We start from the raw sequence: 19979 nt of genomic DNA on the forward strand, positions 1-19979 counted from the left end.
GACACGCCGACGGGGAGGCTCATAAGTGGCATCTCGCGGAGGGCAGAGGGGCGGGTGTCAGGGGCGCAGACGCAGGAGTTGGAGGAACATCGCGTCGGTGCCGTGGCGGTGGGGCCAGAGCTGCACATGGCGGGCGCCCTCCGGCAGGGGCAGAGGGGAGGCGGTCAGCCCGCGCAAGACCGCCGGGGTGTCGAGCAGCTCGAGCGCATGCCGCTCCTGCGCGAGCGCCAGCACGCGCCGCGTCTCACCGAGGTGCGGCGAGCAAGTGACGTACGCCAGCACCCCGCCCGGGGCCAGCGCCCGCACCGCGGAGTCGAGCAGCTCGCCCTGCAGGGCGGCCAGCGGCTCGACATCCGCGGCCGACTTGCGCCAGCGGGCCTCCGGACGGCGCCGCAGCGCGCCGAGCCCCGTGCACGGTGCGTCGAGCAGGATGCGGTCGAACGCTCCCGGCCGCTCGTCCCCGAGCGTACGTCCGTCGCCCGTGCGCACCTCCACGGAGGGATCGACGGCGGCCAAGGCCTGCCGCACGAGGCCCGCGCGGGCCGGGACCACCTCGTTGGCGAGGAGCGTCGCCCCGCCGATGCTCGCCTCCGCGGCGAGCAGGGCCGCCTTGCCGCCCGGCCCCGCGCAGAGGTCGAGCCAGCGCTCGCCCGCCCGCACCGGCCGCGCGCGCGAGAGCGCGAGCGCGGCGAGCTGCGAACCCTCGTCCTGGACGCGGACCCGGCCCTCGTGCACGGCCGGGAACGACTCCGGGTCGCCTCCCGTGCTGACCATCCCGAACGGCGAGAAACGATCGGCCTCGGCATCGGCGATCTCGTCTCTCGCGGCGAGCCCGGGCAGGGCGACGAGGTTCACCCGAGGAGAGGCGTTGTCGGAGGCGAGCACCGCGTCGAGCTCGTCGGCCGCGCCCTCCGCCGCGAGGGCGCGTCGTAGCGCCCGCACGATCCACACGGGATGCGAGCTCAGCGCAGCGATCCGGTCGTCTCCCGAGAGGGCCGCCTCAGACACCCGCTCGCGCCATTCGTCGGCGCTCGATCGCGAGACCGTCCGCAGCACCGCGTTCGCGAACGACACGGCGCCACGCGAGGACCCGGCCGCGACGAGGGCGACACTCTCGTTGACCGCGGCGTGCGCGGCGACGCGGGTCGCGAGCAGCTGGTGCACCCCGAGCCGTACCGCGTCGAGCACCGGCGGGTCGATGGCGGAGGCGGCGCGTCCGGCCGCGAGCGCGATCACGCGGTCGTAGTAGCCCGACATCCGCAGAGTCCCGTAGCAGAGCTCCGTCGCCAGTCCTGCGTCGGCGGGGGACAGGCCGGCAGCGCGAATCCGAGCGGGCAGCACGAGATTGGCGTAGGCGTCGGAGCCGCTCACGGCGAGCAGCACGTCGTACGCGACCCGCCGTGCGGGAGCGGCCACGCGTCGGGCGCTCACGCGAGGACCGTCGTCTCGCGGAGGCCCCGCGCCCACGCGGCTCCCGGCATCGCGCTCTTGCCCGCCGGCTGCACGGTCACCAGCTCGAGCGCGCCGTCTGCCGTGCCCACCACCGCGCGCCCGGAGTCGAGCCGCACCTCTCCGGGAGCGAGAGGGTCGCCCCCCACCGGGGCAGGACGCATCGCGAGCACCTTGAGTCGCGACTCCCCCACCGCGCTCGACGCGCCCGGCTCCGGGGTGACCCCGCGTACGAGGGCGAGTACGCGGGCGCTCGGGAGGCTCCAGTCGATCTGCCCGTCGGACGCGTCGAGCTTGGGCGCGAGGGTGACCTCCCCCGTCTGCGGAGTTGCGACGGCCCTCCCGTCGGCGAGGGCGTCGATGACGTCGAGGGTCAGTCCTGCACCGCTCTCGGCGAGAAGCTCGAGCAGCTCTCCCGCAGCACGCTCGCCCACCTCCTGCTCGAGCTCGGCGTAGACGTCGCCCGCGTCGAGCTCGGAGACGAGCTGGAACACGCTCGCGCCGACGCGAGACTCCCCCGCCATGACTGCGCGCTGCACCGGCGCCGCACCCCGCCAGCGCGGGAGGAGCGAGAAGTGCAGGTTGATCCAGCCCAGGCGAGGCACGGCGAGCAGCCGGGCCCGCACGAGCCCGCCGTACGCGACGATCACGCCGAGATCCGGCGCGAGGGCGGCGATCCGCTCCGTCACCTCCTCGTCGAGGCGGTGGGCACGGATCACCGGGAGGCCCGACCGTTCGGCGGCCACCGCCACGGGCGAGGGCGTCAGCACGCGCTTGCGGCCAACGGGAGCGTCCGGGCGGGTGACGACCGCGACCACCTCGTGCGCGGAAGCGACGAGGGCGAGGAGGGTCGGGACGGCGGCGGCGGGCGTGCCGGCGAAGACGAGGCGCACGGGGATCTCCAGGGGAGTCAGAGGATGTCGGGGTCGTCGAGGCGGACCCGGAGCTTCGGGGCCGGCCGGAAACGGCCGGGAGCGGTCGGCGGGCGACGGCGCCTCGTGGCGTTGCGGATCACGGCGGACCGGAGGCGAGCGGCCACCTCTGCTCCGCGAGCGTAGTCGAAGCGCACGATCGCACGGACGGAGCCGTCCTCGAGGCCGACGGGGCCGAGCATGTCCTGACGATCGGCCTCGTCGAGGGCCTGGAGAGCCTCCTCGACCGCGTGGGCGTCGCCGCTCACCGTGGCCAGGCGCACGGCGGGGGGAAAGCGCAGCGAGCGTCGCTCGATCAGCTCGGCCCGCACGTACTCGGCCTGACGCCAGGTCGCCAGCGCCGTCGCGAGCCGGCCTCCGACGCCGACGAGCAGCACCGGGGCGCCCGGCCGGGCGAGGGCCGCGGCGTTCGACCAGGCGCGCAGGGCGTCATCGGCGACGCGGAGGCTCTCGCGCGCCAACATCCGCTCGCCGTCGAGGAGCAGCACGGCGTGGTAGCCGCCGTCGGCTCGCGGCTCGGCTCCGCGCGTCGCCACCACGAGCGCGGGCTCGGCGGGCAGCGTCACGACCGGCCGTTGACCGTCGGCGACGATCACCTTCGCACCGGGGAACGCGCGGCCCAGCTCCTCCGCTGTGCGCCCCGCGCCGAGCGTGACCAGGCGGAGGCTCGTGGCCTCGCACACCGAGCAGGTCCACTCCGCCGCGATCAGCCCGCACCAGCCGCAGCTCGGGCGGGCGCCGGCCGCATGCACGGCCAGCGGTCCCTGGCAGCGATTGCAGCGCGCGACCGTGCGGCAGCGCGCGCAGGCGACGACCGGCGCGTAGCCGGGTCGGGCCACCTGCACGAGCACGGGGCCCGAGTTGAGGCCGGTGCGCGCCTCCCGCCATGCCGAGGACGGGATGCGCGCGCCTGCGTCATGGTCGTCGGCCGCCCACTGCTGGGCCGTCGGCACCACGTGGGGGCGGCGGGCCGGCCGCGGCTCGACCTCGGTGAGGAAGCCCAGCTCGACGAGCCGCTCGACCTCGACGGTACGCGTGTTGCCGAGCAGCACGAGGCCCGCGCCGCTCTGCTCCTGGCGGACGAGCGCGACATCGCGCGCATGCGCGTAGGGGGCGAGCGGTTCCGCGAAGAGCGGGTCGCCATCGTCCCAGAGCGCGATCAGCCCGAGTGCGGAGGAGGGCGCGTAGAGCACAGAACGGTTGCCGACGACGACGCGCGGGCCGGGGTCGAGGCAGCGTACGAAGGAGGCGTAGCGGTCAGCTCCCTTCTGGCGCGCGTCGAGCCGGACCACGGACTCGGCGGGGACCAGCTCGGCCAGGGCGAGTTCGAGCTGCTCCTGATCGCGGTAGTCGGGAACCGCGAGGATCGCGTCGCGTCTCGCGGCCAGCGTGTCGCGCGCGAGTTCCGCGAGAGTGAGCGCCCAGCCCCCGACCCAGGCTCCGGAGGCGAGCTGCACCGGAGCGGGCACGGCCCCGACCGCCAGGCGCTCCCCGTCGAGGAGGGTCGCGAACGCCTCGGACCCGTATCCCACGACGCCTCCGGACGCCACGGGTGCGGCTTCCGGAGCCGGCCCGGCCGCGAGCCGCGCCTTCTCGACCCGCACGTGCCGACGCGGCACAGCCAGGCGCAGCACATCGCTCGCACCCCCGGCCGCCCGATCGGCGACGCGGCGCGCCAACGCCCACACCTCGGGCGTCAGCACCACGAGCGGAGACACCAGCTCCTCGAGCTCGCTCAACGGACCGACGTGCTCGGAGCCCTCTCCCGTCTCGACCACGAAGGCGTCCGCGATCCGTCCGCCGGTGCGCAGCGGCACGCGCACGCGAACGCCCGGCCGCACCTGCTCGCGCAGCGCCTCCGGTACCGCATAGTCGAGCAGCCGGTCCAGCTGCGGGAGGGGCGAGTCCAGGAGCACACGCGCGACGCCTCCGCCTGCCGCCACGGCCACCTCCGTGGAGCCCGCTACGACAGGCCCGCGGCGGAACGCAGCTCGTCGACGCGGTCGAGGCGTTCCCAGGTGAAGTCGGGGAGCTCGCGACCGAAGTGACCGTAGACGGAGGTCTGCGCATAGATGGGGCGCAGGAGATCGAGGGCGTGGATGATCGCCGCGGGACGCAGATCGAAGACCGAGCGGATCGCCTCGATGATCGTCTCGTCCGACACCGTGCCGGTGCCGAAGGTCTCGACGTAGAGACCGACCGGGGCCGCCTTGCCGATCGCATAGGCGACCTGCACCTCCATCCTGGAGGCGAGGCCCGCGGCGACCGCGTTCTTCGCGACCCAGCGCATCGCGTAGGCCGCCGAGCGGTCGACCTTCGACGGGTCCTTGCCCGAGAAGGCGCCACCGCCGTGCCGTGCGGCGCCGCCGTAGGTGTCGACGATGATCTTGCGCCCGGTGAGGCCGGCGTCGCCCTGAGGGCCGCCGATCTCGAAGCGACCGGTGGGGTTGATCAGCAGCCGCACGCGGGACGCGTCGAGCTGGACCGTCTCGAGCACGGGTCGGATGACGTGCGCCTCGATGTCGGCCTGGAGGGTCGCGGTGCTCACGTGCTCGGCGTGCTGCGTCGAGAGCACGACGGTGTCGATCGTCGCGGGAGTGGTGCCGTCGTAGCCGACGGTCACCTGGGTCTTGCCGTCGGGGCGCAGGTAGTCGAGCTCGCCCGACTTGCGCACGGCGGCGAGGCGCTCGGCGAGGCGGTGCGAGAGCCAGCTCGGCAGCGGCATGTACTCGGGGGTCTCGTCGGTCGCGAAGCCGAACATCAGGCCCTGGTCGCCCGCGCCCTGGCGGTCGAAGTCGTCGCCGACCTCGTTGCTGCGCACCTCGAGCGCCGTGTCGACCCCGGCCGCGATCTCGGGCGACTGCTGCCCGATCGAGACCGAGACGCCGCACGAGCGCCCGTCGAAGCCCTTCGCCGAGGAGTCGTAGCCGATCTTGACGATCGTGTCGCGCACGATCGCGGGGATCTCGACGTAGCCGGTGGTCGAGACCTCGCCCGCCACGTGCACGAGCCCCGTGGTCACGAGCGTCTCGACCGCGACACGGCTGCGCGGATCCTCGGCGAGCAGGGCGTCGAGGATGCGGTCGGAGATCTGGTCGCAGATCTTGTCGGGATGCCCCTCGGTGACGGACTCGGAGGTGAACAGGCGGAGGGAACCGGAAGTCATGGAGGCGTCTCTTCTCATCCCGGGGAGGTGCAGCCGGGTCGTTCGTACCGGAGTCGGTGGGCGGTCGGCGGCGGGCCGGCGAGCGCTCGGCGCGCCCCCGCGGGGGCTCGAGGGCGGCTAGCGCACGATCGCGTCGAGGACGCGATCGGCGACCGTCGCCTTGGTGCCGGAAGCCTCGCCCACTATATCGCCGGCCCGATCGAGGACCATGACGGCGTTGCTGTCGCTCTGGAAGCCCTCCGACCAGCCGACCCTGTTGAGGACGATCAGATCGCACCCCTTGCGGGCGATCTTGGCGCGGCCGAGCGCGAGCATCGCCTCGCGATCGGGCTCCGTCTCGGCGGCGAAGCCGACGACGGTCTGCTCCTCGCGCTTGGCGGCCGAGACCTCGGCCAGGATGTCCGGGTTCTTGATCAGCTCGAGGGCCAGCCGGTCGCCCTGCTGCTCCTTCTTGATCTTCGCGGCGGAGACCTCGGCCGGGCGATAGTCGGCGACCGCGGCGGCCATGATCACGATGTCGGCTTCGGGAGCCGCGGAGAGGACAGCCTCCCGCAGCTCGAGCGCGGTGCCGACGGACACGACCTCGACTCCGCTCGGGGGGTCGATGTCGAGGTTCGCGGCGAGGAGGGTCACTTGCGCCCCGCGAGCTGCCGCGGCCAGCGCGAGCGCCACTCCCTGGCGGCCGCTGGAGCGGTTGCCGACGAAGCGCACCGGGTCGAGCGGCTCGCGGGTGCCGCCCGCCGTGACGAGCACGCGTCGGCCCTCCAGGTCGCGTCGCGCGCCGGACGCTCTGGCGTGCACGGCGAGGGCCTCGGCGACGATGGTGTCGGGCTCCTCCATGCGGCCGGGGCCCGAGTCGGTGCCGGTGAGACGGCCGACGCCCGGGCCCACGATGTGCACTCCCCGTGAGCGGAGGGTCGCCACGTTCGCGACGGTCGCCGCGTTCGCCCACATCTCGGTGTGCATGGCGGGCGCGACCACGAGGGGTGCGGTGCTCGCGAGCACGGTGTTGCCGAGCAGGTCGTCGGCGAGTCCGGCCGCGAGCTTGGCGAGGGTGTGCGCCGTCGCCGGCGCGATCACGATGAGGTCGGCCGCCTGGCCGATCGCGACATGACGCACCTGCGCGACGCCCTCATAGAGCTCGGTGTGCACGGGGTTGCGCGAGATGGCCTCGAGGGTCGGCGTGCCGACGAAGCGCAACGCCGCCTCCGTCGCGACCACGTGGACGTCGTGCCCGGCGAGCACGAGCGCGCGCACGACTCCGACCGCCTTGTATGCGGCGATGCCACCGGTGACGCCGACGACGATGTTCAGGCCCGCGGCCGTGCGCAAGACGCCCACCCGGGCGGGACTACTCGGCGAGCGGCTGGGCGACGAGCTTGTCCTCGTTGATCTCGTGGAGAGCGACCGAGAGGGGCTTGTCGTCGATGGTCGAGTCGACCAACGGGCCGACGTTGTCGAAGAGGCTGCCCTCGTGCAGGTCGGCGTAGTAGTCGTTGATCTGGCGCGCACGCTTGGAGGCGAAGATCACGAGCGCGTACTTCGAGTCGACCTTCGAGAGCAGTTCGTCGATGGGCGGGTCGATGATGCCGAGGTTGTTGGCCATGAGGGTCTCCTTGCGGGGCGCGGTGGCGCCGATCTGCGGCTCCGGAGCGGCACGACGAGCGAGCATCGAGAGCGGGTGCCCTGCGATGGCCGGGGCGTCGGCCCGGAGGTGGTCGGTGGCTCGGGCTCAGCGACCCGGGTCAGCGGGCGCGCCGTCGGCACGAGGCGACATCAATTCTACGACCTCGCGGGCCGCTTCGGGCACGGTACTGTTCACGACCGCGAAATCGAACTCGTCCTGCGCGGCCAACTCGACCTTCGCCGTCGCGAGCCGGCGCTCCTGCTCCTCGGGGCTCTCGGTGCCCCGGCCGACCAGGCGCCGCACCAACTCGTCCCAGCTGGGCGGGAGGAGGAAGACCAGCCGGGCGTCCGGCATTCGCTCGCGCACCTGACGCGCGCCCTGGATGTCGATCTCGAGCATCACCTGCCGGCCCTCGGCCAGCGCCGCCTCGATCGGTCGGCGCGGCGTGCCGTAGCGGTGGGCGTTGTGCACGACCGCGTACTCGAGGAACTCCCCCGCCTCGACCATCCGGTCGAACTCGGCGTCGTCCACGAAGTAGTAGCTCACTCCGTCGACCTCGCCCGGACGGGGGTCGCGGGTGGTCGCCGACACCGAGAGCAGGACCTCGGGGTAGTTCTCGCGGATGTAGCTCGAGACGGTCCCCTTGCCGACGGCGGTGGGACCGGCCAGCACCAGGAGGCGGTTGCGCGCCGACCCGCGCCGGCGCGACTCCCGCTCCTCGAGGAACCCGTGCAGGCCCTCGACCTGGCGACGTCCCAGTCCGCCGAGCCGCTTCGAGGCGGCGATCTGCAACTGGTCCATGACGCGCGGGGTCTTGACGACGCCGAGCGCGGGCACGGAGCGCAGCAGCTCGCTGACCCGCATGCGCCCCTCCACTCCGAGCGGCTCGGCTTGCGCGGCCGCGAGCACCGCCGTGCCCGGCCGCCGGCCGGAGGCGACGGCCTTCTTCACCTCGGCACGCGCGCGACGCGCGGCGATCGCGGCCTCGGACGCGGCACGACGGTCGACGTCGGGCGGGGAGGCGCGACGGAGCGCCGGCTCCGGCGTGGCGGATCCGAGGTCGGGGCTGACGGATTCAGCGGACAAGGGTCTCCTGGATGTCGGTGGCACGGCGGACGATCTCGGCGGCGATCCCGGAGGGGCCGGCACCGAGGACACTGCGCGATTCGCTCACGATGGTCGAGGCGGCCAGCGCACCGAACAGCCGTGGTGCGTCGGCGACCGCGGCGCCCTGATGGCCGAAGCCGGGCGCCAGGACCGGGAGCGCGGGGCGCGGGGGCGCCGAGGTGTCGATGCCGAAGTCGCCGAGGGCGACGGTGGCTCCGAGCACGACGCCGATCGAGCCGATCGGCGACCGCGCGCGGTCGGAGTTCCAGGATGCCACGTCGGCCACGACGGCGCTCGCCACGGTCGCGGAAGCTCGCGGCCCGTCGTGCACGATCGCGCGCTGCACCGGGCGCGCCTCCCGATTGGAGGTCGCGGCGAGCACGAACACGCCCTTGTCCGCCTCCTCGGCGAGCGTGAGCATGCCCTCGAGCGAGCCCACGCCCTGATACGCGGCGGCGGTCATCGCGTCGGCCTCAAGCGGCGAGCCCGGTCGCAGCCAGGCCTCCGCGTAGGCGGTCACGCTGGTGCCGATGTCGCCGCGCTTGACGTCGGCGATCACGAGGAGGCCCGCCGCGCGCGCGTCGGCGAGGACCCGCTCCAGGGCGACGTAGCCCGCCGAGCCGTGCCGCTCGAAGAACGCGACCTGAGGCTTCACGATCCCCACTCGGCCGGCCGAGGCCTCCACGACACGACGACCGAACGACTCGAGCCCGTCGGCGTCGTCGGCGAGCCCCCACTGATCGAGGAGGAACGCGTGCGGGTCGATCCCCACGCAGAGCTGTCCGTGCGCGGCGAACGCCGCCTCCAGGCGCGAGCCGAAGGAGGCGGCGGTGCCGACCGCGCTCACGCCGTGCGCTCCGCGCGGCGCAGGGCGTAGTCCTGCAGGCTGGTCACCTCGAACGGCTCGTTGGCCGCGTCGAGTGAGGCGACGGCAGCCGCGAGCTGGGCGATCGTGGTGAACAGCGGCTTGTCGGCGGCGACCGCGGCGGCGCGGATCTCGTACCCGTCGGCGCGGCTGGCGCCTCCGCTGGGCGTGTTGATGACCACGTCGACCTCGTCGCGACTGACCAGCTCGACGATCGACGGCGAGTCGCCGACCGCGGTCTCGCTGTATTTGCGCACGATGCGCGCCTGGATGCCGTTGCGGTTGAGCACCTCGGCGGTACCCTCCGTGGCGAGGATCTCGAAGCCGAGCTGGCGCAGGCGCAGGGCCGGCAGTACGATCGCACGCTTGTCACGATCGGCTACCGAGATGAACACGGTGCCGCTGGAGGGCATGCCGCCGTAGGCCGCGTCCTGGCTCTTCGCGAAGGCGCGGGGGAAGTCCCGGTCGATGCCCATGACCTCGCCCGTCGAGCGCATCTCAGGGCCGAGGAGCGAGTCGACGATCTGGCCGTCCTTCGTGCGGAAGCGCTTGAACGGCAGCACCGCCTCCTTCACCGCGATCGGCGAGTCCATCGGCACGTCGGAGCCGTCGCGCTCGGGCAGCAGGCCCTCGGCCTTGAGCGCGGCGATGGTCTCGCCGACCATCAGCCGCGAGGCAGCCTTCGCGAGCGGGATGCCGAGCGCCTTCGAGACGAACGGGACGGTCCGCGAGGCGCGCGGGTTCGCCTCCAGCACGTAGAGCACGCCCTGGCCGATCGCGAACTGCACGTTGAGCAGGCCTCGCACGCCGACGCCCTGGGCGATGGCGAGAGTGGCCTCGCGCACGCGGTCGATCTGCTGGCGGCCCAGGGTCACGGGCGGAAGCGTGCAGGCCGAGTCGCCCGAGTGGATCCCCGCCTCCTCGATGTGCTCCATCACTCCGCCGATGTAGAGCTGCTCGCCGTCGTAGAGCGCGTCGACGTCGATCTCGATCGCGTCGTCGAGGAAGCGGTCGACCAGGAGCGGGTGGGTGGCGTCGATGATGCCTTCCTCCGCCATCCGATCGAAGTAGTCCTCCAGCTGAGGCGTGCCATAGACGATCTCCATCCCGCGCCCACCGAGCACGAACGAGGGGCGCACGAGCACCGGATAGCCGATCTCCGTGGCCACCTCGCGGGCTCCGTCGAGGTCGATCGCGGTGCCGTTGCGGGGGGCGACGAGTCCCGCCTCGTCGAGGATCCGCGAGAAGGCGCCGCGCTCCTCCGCCAGATCGATGTTGGCGGGGGTCGTGCCGAGGATCGGCACACCCGCCGCCTCGAGACCGGCTGCGAGGCCGAGAGCGGTCTGGCCGCCCAGCTGCACGACGACGCCGACGAGCTCGCCGGACTGCGACTCCGCGTGGATGACTTCGAGCACGTCCTCGAGCGTCAACGGCTCGAAGTACAGGCGGTCGGAGGTGTCGTAGTCGGTCGAGACCGTCTCGGGGTTGCAGTTGATCATGATCGTCTCGAAACCCGCGGCCGAGAGCGCGAAGGAGGCGTGGACGCACGAGTAGTCGAACTCGACGCCCTGTCCGATGCGGTTCGGACCGGAGCCCAGGATGACGACCTTGCGACGATCGGCGGCGACGACCTCCGTCTCCTCGTCGTAGGACGAGTAGTGGTAGGGGGTGAGCGCCGGGAACTCCCCGGCGCAGGTGTCGACCGTCTTGTACACCGGGCGCACGTCGAGCCCGTGGCGGATGCCGCGCACCTCCGCCTCGCCGAGGCCGCGCAGCTCAGCGATCTGTGCGTCCGAGAAGCCGTGGTCCTTGGCCAGGCGCAGCACACCCGCATCGAGACCGTCGTGCTCGCGCACCAGCTCGGCGATCTCGTTGATCAGCACGATCTGGTCGAGGAACCACGGGTCGATCTTGGTCGCCTCGAAAGCCTGCTCGATGCTCGCACCGAGTCGCAACGCCTGCTGCACGGTGACGATACGGCCGTCGGTGGGGGTCTTCGCGATCTCGAGCAGCTCGTCGACCGAGCGCTCCTGGGCGCCCCAGTGGAACGAGGAGCCGCGCTTCTCGAGCGAGCGGAGAGCCTTCTGCAGAGCCTGGGCGTAATTGCGGCCGATCGCCATCGCCTCCCCGACCGACTTCATGGTGGTCGTGAGCGTCTTGTCGGCGGCCGGGAACTTCTCGAACGCGAAGCGAGGCACCTTGACCACGATGTAGTCGAGCGTCGGCTCGAAGCTCGCCGGGGTCACCTTGGTGATGTCGTTGGGGATCTCGTCGAGGCGATAGCCGATCGCGAGCTTCGCGGCGATCTTGGCGATCGGGAATCCGGTCGCCTTCGAGGCCAGGGCGGAGGAGCGGGAGACGCGCGGGTTCATCTCGATCACGATGATCCGGCCGTCGGCGGGGTCAATCGCGAACTGGATGTTGCAGCCGCCCGTGTCGACGCCGACGTCGCGGATGATCCGGATGCCGATGTCGCGCAGCTTCTGGTACTCGCGATCGGTGAGGGTCAGCGCGGGGGCGACGGTGATGGAGTCACCCGTGTGCACACCGACCGGGTCGACGTTCTCGATCGAGCACACGACGACCGTGTTGTCGGCCGTGTCGCGCATCAGCTCGAGCTCATACTCCTTCCAGCCGAGGATCGACTCCTCGAGGAGCACCTCGGTGGTGGGGCTCTGGTGCAGACCGTCGCCGACCATGCGCACGAGCTCCTCACGGGTGTACGCGAAGCCGGAACCGAGGCCGCCCATCGTGAAGGAGGGGCGGATCACGAGCGGGTAGCCGAGGTCCTCGGCGAACTCCACCGCCTCCTCGACGGTGTGCGCGATGTGCGACCTCGCCACGTCGGCACCCGCGTCGAGCACGAGCTGCTTGAAGATCTGTCGGTCCTCACCGCGGTTGATCGCCTCGAAGCTCGCGCCGATCAGCTCGACGTCGTACTTCTCGAGGATCCCGAGCTCGTGCAGCTGGATCGCCGCGTTGAGCGCGGTCTGGCCGCCCAGGGTCGGCAGGATCGCGTCCGGCCTCTCCTTGGCGATGATCGCCTCGATCGCCTTCGGCGTGATCGGCTCGACGTAGGTGGCGTCGGCGAAGTCGGGATCGGTCATGATCGTCGCTGGGTTGGAGTTGACGAGGATCACGCGCACCCCCTCGGCGCGCAGCACGCGACAGGCCTGCGTGCCCGAGTAGTCGAACTCGACGGCCTGCCCGATGACGATAGGCCCCGAGCCGATGACCAGGACGCTGTTGATGTCTTCCCTGCGCGGCATTAGTTCTGCTCTCCGGTCGTGCTGGTCGAGGTCGTGCTGGTGCGGGTGGAGGGGGCGTTCGTCGCGGCGGGCTCGCGCTCCAGGACCATCGCCCGGAAGCGGTCGAAGAGGTGGTTCGAGTCGTGCGGGCCGGCCGCCGCCTCCGGGTGGTACTGCACCGAGAAGGCGGGGATGTCGAGGCAGCGCAGACCCTCGACGACCGAGTCGTTGAGGGAGTAGTGGCTGACCTCGACGCGACCGAAGCCCTCGGGCGAGTCGAGCTCTCCGTCGATCGGGGCGTCGACCGCGAAGCCGTGGTTCTGCGCCGTGATCTCGACCTTGCCGGTCAGCTTGTCGAGCACCGGCTGGTTGATCCCTCGGTGTCCGAACGGCAGCTTGTAGGTGCCGAAGCCGAGCGCCCGACCGAGCAGCTGATTGCCGAAGCAGATGCCGAAGAACGGCAGATCGGCGCGCAGGGTCGTGCGCAGAAGGTCCACGTGGCGGTCCGACGCCTCAGGGTCTCCTGGGCCGTTCGAGAAGAACAGGGCGGAGGGGGCGAGGTCGAGCACCTGCTCGGCGGTCACCGACTCGGGCAGCACATGCACGTCGAAGCCGCGCTCGGCGAGGTAGTTGACGGTCGAGGTCTTCACGCCCAGGTCGATGACCGCGACGGAGCCGACCCGCTCGCTGCGAGCGGGCACCGTGTACTGCTCGACGGTCGAGACCGCGGAGGAGAGGTTGAGGCCCTGCATCTGCGCGCCGCCGAGGACGAGCGCGAGCTGCTCCTCCGCGGGCAGCGCGAGCTCGGCTCCCGAGAAGACGCCGGCGCGCATCGAGCCGGCCGAGCGGATGTGGCGCGTGATGGCCCGCGTGTCGACTCCCGAGATGCCGACGATGCCGTCGGTCTCGAGCTCGTCGTCGAGCGAGCGCTCGGCGCGGAAGTTCGAGACCACGCGGGAGGGGTCCCGCACGACGTATCCGGCAACCCAGATCCGCCGCGACTCCTTGTCCTCGTCGTTCATTCCGGTGTTGCCAATGTGCGGTGCGGTCTGCACCACGATCTGACCGGCGTAGCTGGGGTCGGTCAGCGTCTCCTGGTAGCCGGTCATGCCGGTCGAGAAGACGATCTCACCGAGGGTGCGGCCTCGGGCGCCGTAGGCCTGACCCGAGAATCGTCGCCCGTCCTCGAGGACGAGGACGGCGGTGGGTTCGGTGCTGAGGCGTGTCGTTGGCACGGACTAGAGGCCCTTCTGGATCGTGTCGGGGCCGCCGTCGGCGGCTCCGGGGCGGGAGGAGGAATGGAGGCCGACGAGGCGGCGCAGCTCGGCGACCAGATGCTCGCGGAGGCTCGGCTCGGCGACGCGGAGATAGCTGTCGACGGTCTCGGTCCCGCGCGGAGACCAGGAGATCACCAGCAGTCCGCCCTCCTCGACGACGCGGTCGATGACGTAGCTACCCTGGCCCGCGCCGCGCAGGAGTTCGGCGGGGATGAGGGTCTCGCGCTCGCCAACGGGCGAGAGGACGACGCCGCGCTCGTGCAGTCGGAGGGTCGCGCGCCCGCGGAAGCCGAGTCCCGGCAGCACGACCCGTTCGAGCGGCTGCTCGAAGCGCGTGGTCGCCACGTACGGAAGCTCGAAGGCCTCGAGTTCGGCGCCGAGCGAGGCGACGGGAACCGCCTCCGGCACCAGCTCGGCGGAGCGGCGGCGCCGGGCGCGCCACGAGAGCAACATGCCCACGAAAACGAGGGCGACGACCGCGGCGATGACGACGGTGATCGCGGCCCTATCCACGAGCGCTCCGCGCGGCAGCCGCGACGGTGGCGGGATCGACGAGCTCGCCGTCGAGGACGGTCGGGTAGCCACGGTGCAGCGTCGCGACGACGCGGCCGGGCAGCTCGCGACCGAGGAAGGGCGAGTTGACGCTCTTGCCACGCAGCTCACCGGTCGAGAAGCGACGACGCGTCTCCGGATCGTAGAGCACCACGTTGGCGGGCGCGCCGACCACGAGCCCCCGCGCGTAGCCGTCGAGCCGGCCGATCCGTGCCGGGGCGGAGGAGAGCACGCGGGCGACGTCGCCCCAGCCGAGCCGGCCCTCCTCGACGACGGCCGCGTGGACGACGCTCAGCGCGCTCTCGAGGCCGACCATCCCGAAGGCGGCCGCGTCCCACTCGCAGTCCTTCGCCTCGACCGGGTGCGGCGCGTGGTCGGTCGCCACGATGTCGATCGTGCCGTCGGCGAGGGCCTCGCGCAGGGCGAGCACGTCCTCGTCGCGACGCAGCGGCGGGTTGACCTTGAAGCGGGCGTCGTAGCCGGCGTGCTCGTCGTCGCCGCGGATCAGCTGCTCGTCGAGGAGGAGGTGGTGCGGAGTGACCTCGGCCGTGACGTCGATCCCGCGCGCCTTCGCCCAACGGATGACGTCGACGGAGCCGGCCGTCGACACGTGGCAGACGTGGAGGCGCGACCCGACGTGCTCGGCGAGGAGCACGTCGCGGGCGATGATCGCCTCCTCGGCCACGGCGGGCCAGCCCTGGAGCCCGAGGGCGCTCGAGACCGCCCCTTCGTTCATCTGCGCGCCGACAGTCAACCGTGGCTCCTGGGCGTGCTGCGCGACGACTCCGTCGAAGGCCTTGACGTACTCGAGGGCGCGGCGCATCAGCAGGGCGTCCGACACGCACGTGCCGTCGTCCGAGAAGACGCGGACCGCCGCGCGGCTGCGGGCCATCGCGCCGAGCTCGGCGAGCGACTCCCCTGCGAGACCCACGGTGACCGCGCCGATCGGGCGGACCGTGGCGTAGCCCGCGTCCTCGCCCAGGCTTTGCACCTGCTCGACGACCCCAGCGGTGTCTTGCACAGGCGAGGTGTTGGCCATCGCGAACACGGCCGTGAAGCCTCCCGCCGCGGCGGCGCGCGATCCGGTGAGCACCGTCTCGCTCTGCTCGAAGCCCGGTTCGCGCAGGTGCGTATGCAGGTCGACCAGGCCCGGGAGGGCGAGCAGGCCGTCGGCATCGATCACGCGCGCACCACTCGAGTCGACGTCGGTGCCGATCTCGACGATCACGCCGCCGTCGATCAAGACGTCGGCCGTGGAGTCGTCGGCCAGCGTGGCTCCCGAGATCAGGATCCGCTCGCTCATCAGTAGACCTCTCGTTCGCCGGACAGCAGCAGGTAGAGGGCGGCCATCCGGACCGACACTCCGTTGGTGACCTGTTCGAGCACCGTGGAACGGCTCGAGTCGGCGGCCGCCGAGGAGATCTCGACGCCTCTGTTCATGGGTCCGGGGTGCATGACGATGGTATCGGGGCCGAGCCTGCCGAGCCGTTCGTCGTCGAGCCCCCAGATCCGCGCGTACTCGCGCCCGTTGGGGAAGAAGCCGCTCGACATCCGCTCGAGCTGGATGCGCAGCAGCATCACGACGTCGGGCAGGCCGGCATCGATCGCCTCGTCGAGGTCGAAGCGGATCGACGCCGGCCACTCGACGGTGTCGACCGGCACGAGCGTCGGAGGCGCCACCAGCGTCACCTCGGCGCCGAGCACGGTCAGCAGCCAGACGTTCGAGCGGGCGACCCTCGAGTGCAGGATGTCGCCGACGATCGTGACGGCCACGCCGTCCAGGCTCTTCCCGCGAGAGGCGCTCGGGCCGTGCAGCCGCCGGCGGATCGTGAAGGCGTCGAGAAGCGCCTGCGTCGGGTGCTCGTGGGTGCCGTCGCCCGCGTTGAGGATCGAGGCGTCGATCCAGCCGCTCGCGGCCAGCACGGCGGGGGCGCCGGAGGCGCTGTGGCGGATGACGACCCCGTCCGCTCCCATCGCCGCGAGGGTCTGGGCGGTGTCCTTGAGGCTCTCGCCCTTCGAGACGCTCGATCCCTTGGCGCTGAAGTTGATGACGTCGGCCGAGAGGCGCTTGGCGGCGGCCTCGAAGGAGATGCGGGTGCGGGTGGAGTCCTCGAAGAAGAGGTTGACCACGGTCTTCCCGCGCAGCGTCGGGAGTTTCTTGACCTCTCGGTTCTGCACGTCGGCCATGTCCTCGGCGACGTCGAGGAGGGCGATGGCGCTCGCGCGGTCGAGGTCGCGTGTCGAGAGAAGGTGCTTCATCGGGTTCCTCCGTCGCTCGACCGGTCCCCGCTCGGGCGCTCCTCGCTCGACTCGATCGCGACGAGGTCCTCGCCGTCGGTCTCGACCAGGCGCACGTTGATCCGCTCGCTCAGGCTGCTGGGGAGGTTCTTTCCCACGAAGTCGGCCCGGATCGGCAGCTCGCGGTGGCCGCGGTCGACCAGGGCGGCCAGCCTCACGGCGCGAGGGCGGCCGATGTCGCTCAGCGCATCGAGCGCTGCACGGATGGTGCGGCCCGAGAACAGGACGTCGTCGACGAGGACGACGGTCCGACCGTCGATGCTCGCCGGGACCTCGGTGCGCGCGGGGGTGCGCACCGGGTGCCGTGACAGGTCGTCGCGGTACATCGTCACGTCGAGCGCGCCGGCGAAGACCGGGGAGGCGTCGGGCTCGATCCGCGCGATGGTCGCGGCGAGGCGTCGTGCGAGCACGACACCTCGAGTGGGAATCCCGAGGATGACCAGCGACGCAGGACCGCGGTTCGACTCGAGGATCTCGTGAGCGATGCGCGTGAGCGCACGCGTGATGTCAGCGCCGTTGAGCACGATTCGTGCCGTCACACCGACCTCCTTCCCCGCCTCACAGGACGGCTGTTAAAGGAAAAGCCTCGTCGAGTATAGAGCCGCCCGCCGATGCCCACACAGCAGAGGGAGGCGGACGAGGACCCTCGCGCTCAGGCGGTCGCGCGCGACTCCACGACCGAGGCGAGCAGACCGTTGATGAAGCCCGCCGAGTCGTCGGTCGAGAGCACGGTGGCGGCCTCCACGGCCTCCGCGATGGCGACGCCGTCGGGCACGCCGTCGTTGTGCAGGATCTCCCACACGCCGATCCGGAGGATCGCGCGGTCGACGAGCGGCATGCGCGCAAGGGTCCACCCCTTCGCGAGTCGCGCGATGAGGGCGTCGATCTCTTCCGAGTGGTCGATCACGCCGTCCACGATCTCGCGGGCATACAGCCACGAGGCTTCACGGGCGGGTTCGTGGGCGGCGCGCTCTGCCTCGGCGCGCAGCGATTGCGCGATCGGGATCTGCCGCACGTCGGCGTTGTACAGGATGTCGAGGGCGCGCTTGCGCGCCTTCGTCCGAGCGCTCACCGGTGGCCCGGCTCAGCTGACGCGGCCGAGGTAGTCGCCCGTGCGGGTATCGACCTTGACCTTGGTGCCCTGCTCGAGGAACAGCGGGACCTGGATCTGATAGCCGGTCTCGACGGTCGCGGGCTTGGTGCCTCCGGTCGAGCGGTCGCCCTGGAGGCCCGGCTCGGTGTAGGTGATCTCGAGCACCACGGAGGCGGGCAGGTCGATGTAGAGCGGGTCGCCGTCGTGCAGCGCGAGGGTGACGTTCTGGTTCTCGAGCATGAAGTGGGCGGCGTCGCCGACCACGGCCTCGGAGACGGTGATCTGGTCGTAGTCGGCGGTGTCCATGAAGACGAAGTCCGCGCCGTCGCGGTAGAGGTACTGGAAGTCGCGGCGGTCGACGTTGGCCGTGTCGATCTTGGCGCCCGCGTTGAAGGTCTTGTCGACGACCTTGCCGGTGAGCACGTTCTTCATCTTGGTACGGACGAAGGCGCCGCCCTTGCCCGGCTTCACGTGCTGGAAGTCGATGACGTTCCAGAGCTGACCGTCGATGTTGAGGACGGTGCCGTTCTTGATGTCGGTGGTAGAGGCCATGCGAAGGGGGATCCGTTTCGGTGGAAGTCTGCGCCGGCGAGCCCGGTACGCGGGCGCGGCGATATCGGCCGGTACGGCTGACCCATCGAGTGTAGTCGAAGAGCTCGATGGGGCCGAGGGCGGCCTGCCGGCGCTCGCTACGCCCCGATCTCCTGGTACGCCGCGAACAGCAGCGACGTCTCCGGCCCCTGCAGGATGCTCGGACGCGCGATGTCGTCGAGCACCACGAAACGGAGGATGCCCGCGCGGGACTTCTTGTCGCGCTGCATCGCGGCCAGCAGCGTCTCCCAGCGGCCGAGCGGGTAGCTCGTCGGCAGCGTGAGCGACTCGAGCACGCTGCGATGGCGATCGACGGCGGCGTCGCTCAGCGAGCCGGTGAGCCGCGAGAGCTCCGCGGCGAAGACCATGCCGACCGAGATCGCCGCGCCGTGCCGCCACTGGTAGCGCTCGGCATGCTCGATCGCGTGACCGAGGGTATGGCCGTAGTTCAGGATCTCGCGGACGCCCTGCTCGGTGAAGTCCTCGCCCACGACGCGCGCCTTGATCCCGATCGAGAGCTCGACCAGTCGGCGGAACTCCTGCGAGGTGGGGTCGGTCGCGAGGTCGACGTCGGACTCGATGATGTCGAGAATCTCGGGCTCGGCGATGAAGCCGTACTTCACGATCTCGCCGAAGCCGGCGAGGATCTCGTTACGCGGGAGGCTCGTGAGCACGTCGAGGTCAGCCACGACCGCGCGCGGCGCGTGGAAGGCCCCGACGAGGTTCTTGCCCTCGGCGGTGTTGATGCCGGTCTTGCCGCCCACGGCCGCGTCCACCATCCCGAGCACGGTCGTCGGCACCTGCACGAGGTCGACTCCGCGGAGCCAGGTCGCCGCGACGAAGCCGGCGAGGTCGGTGATCGCACCGCCTCCAAAGCCCACGACCACATCCGTGCGGGTGAAGTCGCTCTGCCCCATGACCTGCCAGCAGAAGGCTGCGACCTCGACGCGCTTCGCCGCCTCCGCGTCGGGCACCTCGGCGAGCAGCACCTCGTAGCGCTCGAGGAGGCTCTCGCGGATCTGTGCCGCGAGCACCGCCAGAGTCGGCGGGTGCACGATCAGCACCTTGGCCGCGCGCGGCCCGATCGCGTCGGCGAGCCCGTCGAGGAGGCCACGGCCGACGTGGATGTCATAGCCGTTCTCTCCGCTGACGGTGAGGGCGGTGGTGCCGTCGTTCATGACTGTCTTCCGCTCGGGCGGCCGGAGGCGGCCGCCGGGTGTGATGGTGCAGGGGGTCGAGGAGCGCCGGCCTCGCGGGCGCGCACCCACTCGGCGATCTCGGACGCGATAAGGGTGATCGGGCGCCGGGAGGTGTCGACGACGGTGTCGGCCAGGGCCTCGTACACGGGGCGCCGCTCCTCGAGGATCCGCACCCAGTCCGACACCCCGCCCGTCACGAGCGGGCGCGCGCCTCCGCCGAGTCGCCCGGCGACGGCCTCGGCGGTGGTCGTGAGCAGCACGACCGGCGCGGAGGCGAGTTCGGCGCGGGTGCGCTCGTCGAGCACCGCTCCCCCGCCCAGGCTCAGCACGATGTCGCGGCGGAGGAGGCGCTCGACCACGCGGCGCTCCTCGCGGCGGAACGCGGCCTCGCCGTGAACCTGGAAGTAGAGCGCGATCGGGCCATGCTGTCGCACGAACTCGACGTCGGAGTCGGCGAACCCTCCCGCGAGAGCCTTCGCGACCCGCTTGCCGATCGTCGTCTTGCCGGAGCCCATCGGTCCGATGAAGACGACTCGTGGGCGGGTCGCGTCGGTATCGTGACCGGCCATCAGCGC

The 19979-nt window shown here is 71.7% G+C and carries 18 protein-coding genes; all 18 read right to left on the reverse strand.

All coding sequences use genetic code 11. From position 1 onward, the window contains the following. Window positions 1–57: 57 nt before the first annotated feature. The 18 genes from ITJ45_RS07785 to ITJ45_RS07865 all read right to left on the reverse strand — a co-directional run bounded on the left by ITJ45_RS07785 (window position 58) and on the right by ITJ45_RS07865 (window position 19973). Entirely contained in the window at window positions 58–1431 is a 1374-nt protein-coding gene (locus ITJ45_RS07785; RefSeq protein WP_323742890.1) for an RsmB/NOP family class I SAM-dependent RNA methyltransferase, read from the reverse strand. Further along, window positions 1428–2342, reverse strand: a complete 915-nt coding sequence (locus tag ITJ45_RS14030; protein WP_323742889.1) for a methionyl-tRNA formyltransferase — start codon at window positions 2340–2342, stop codon at window positions 1428–1430. The genes ITJ45_RS07785 and ITJ45_RS14030 overlap by 4 nt, the downstream gene beginning before the upstream one ends. A gap of 17 nt (window positions 2343–2359) precedes the next feature. Next, complete coding sequence (locus tag ITJ45_RS07790; protein ID WP_194607963.1) at window positions 2360–4324, reverse strand: primosomal protein N'; 1965 nt, start codon at window positions 4322–4324, stop codon at window positions 2360–2362. Between the two features lie 20 nt (window positions 4325–4344). Then, window positions 4345–5547, reverse strand: a complete 1203-nt coding sequence (gene metK, locus ITJ45_RS07795) for a methionine adenosyltransferase (RefSeq protein ID WP_194607962.1) — start codon at window positions 5545–5547, stop codon at window positions 4345–4347. Window positions 5548–5664: 117 nt separating this feature from the next. Beyond that, window positions 5665–6861, reverse strand: coding sequence for a bifunctional phosphopantothenoylcysteine decarboxylase/phosphopantothenate--cysteine ligase CoaBC (coaBC, locus tag ITJ45_RS07800; RefSeq protein ID WP_194609039.1), 1197 nt, complete (start codon window positions 6859–6861; stop codon window positions 5665–5667). 37 nt (window positions 6862–6898) lie between these two features. Then, window positions 6899–7153: a DNA-directed RNA polymerase subunit omega gene (gene rpoZ / locus ITJ45_RS07805; protein ID WP_055791825.1), complete on the reverse strand. Its 255-nt coding sequence runs from the start codon at window positions 7151–7153 to the stop codon at window positions 6899–6901. Window positions 7154–7279: 126 nt separating this feature from the next. Next, window positions 7280–8260 carry a guanylate kinase gene (gmk, locus tag ITJ45_RS07810; protein ID WP_194607960.1) on the reverse strand — a complete coding sequence of 327 codons (981 nt, stop codon included), beginning with the start codon at window positions 8258–8260 and terminating at the stop codon, window positions 7280–7282. Next, complete coding sequence (gene pyrF, locus ITJ45_RS07815; RefSeq protein WP_194607959.1) at window positions 8250–9128, reverse strand: orotidine-5'-phosphate decarboxylase; 879 nt, start codon at window positions 9126–9128, stop codon at window positions 8250–8252. The genes gmk and pyrF overlap by 11 nt, the downstream gene beginning before the upstream one ends. Next, window positions 9125–12415, reverse strand: coding sequence for a carbamoyl-phosphate synthase large subunit (carB, locus tag ITJ45_RS07820; RefSeq protein ID WP_194607958.1), 3291 nt, complete (start codon window positions 12413–12415; stop codon window positions 9125–9127). The genes pyrF and carB overlap by 4 nt, the downstream gene beginning before the upstream one ends. After that, window positions 12415–13629: a glutamine-hydrolyzing carbamoyl-phosphate synthase small subunit gene (carA, locus tag ITJ45_RS07825; RefSeq protein WP_194607957.1), complete on the reverse strand. Its 1215-nt coding sequence runs from the start codon at window positions 13627–13629 to the stop codon at window positions 12415–12417. Before carA ends, carB begins: the two co-directional genes overlap by 1 nt. A gap of 3 nt (window positions 13630–13632) precedes the next feature. Then, window positions 13633–14184 (reverse strand): hypothetical protein, encoded by a 552-nt coding sequence (locus tag ITJ45_RS07830; protein WP_194607956.1) that lies wholly within the window; start codon window positions 14182–14184, stop codon window positions 13633–13635. Beyond that, window positions 14177–15526 (reverse strand): dihydroorotase, encoded by a 1350-nt coding sequence (locus ITJ45_RS07835; RefSeq protein ID WP_194607955.1) that lies wholly within the window; start codon window positions 15524–15526, stop codon window positions 14177–14179. The genes ITJ45_RS07830 and ITJ45_RS07835 overlap by 8 nt, the downstream gene beginning before the upstream one ends. Further along, a complete protein-coding gene (locus tag ITJ45_RS07840) occupies window positions 15526–16482 on the reverse strand; it encodes an aspartate carbamoyltransferase catalytic subunit (protein ID WP_194607954.1) in 957 nt (318 codons plus the stop codon). Before ITJ45_RS07840 ends, ITJ45_RS07835 begins: the two co-directional genes overlap by 1 nt. Next, entirely contained in the window at window positions 16479–17060 is a 582-nt protein-coding gene (gene pyrR, locus ITJ45_RS07845) for a bifunctional pyr operon transcriptional regulator/uracil phosphoribosyltransferase PyrR (protein WP_194607953.1), read from the reverse strand. The genes ITJ45_RS07840 and pyrR overlap by 4 nt, the downstream gene beginning before the upstream one ends. A 113-nt stretch (window positions 17061–17173) precedes the next feature. Next, window positions 17174–17593 (reverse strand): transcription antitermination factor NusB, encoded by a 420-nt coding sequence (gene nusB / locus ITJ45_RS07850; protein ID WP_194607952.1) that lies wholly within the window; start codon window positions 17591–17593, stop codon window positions 17174–17176. A 12-nt stretch (window positions 17594–17605) separates the two neighbouring features. Continuing rightward, the gene (gene efp / locus ITJ45_RS07855) at window positions 17606–18166 is read right to left on the reverse strand and encodes an elongation factor P (protein WP_194607951.1); all 561 of its coding nucleotides are present in this window, start codon (window positions 18164–18166) and stop codon (window positions 17606–17608) included. A 137-nt stretch (window positions 18167–18303) separates the two neighbouring features. Next, the gene (gene aroB, locus ITJ45_RS07860; protein ID WP_194607950.1) at window positions 18304–19383 is read right to left on the reverse strand and encodes a 3-dehydroquinate synthase; all 1080 of its coding nucleotides are present in this window, start codon (window positions 19381–19383) and stop codon (window positions 18304–18306) included. Continuing rightward, entirely contained in the window at window positions 19380–19973 is a 594-nt protein-coding gene (locus tag ITJ45_RS07865) for a shikimate kinase (RefSeq protein ID WP_194607949.1), read from the reverse strand. The genes aroB and ITJ45_RS07865 overlap by 4 nt, the downstream gene beginning before the upstream one ends. Between the last annotated feature and the right edge of the window lie 6 nt (window positions 19974–19979).

Source organism: Rathayibacter sp. VKM Ac-2879, from assembly GCF_015351245.1.
In the GTDB taxonomy this organism is placed as follows: domain Bacteria; phylum Actinomycetota; class Actinomycetes; order Actinomycetales; family Microbacteriaceae; genus Rathayibacter.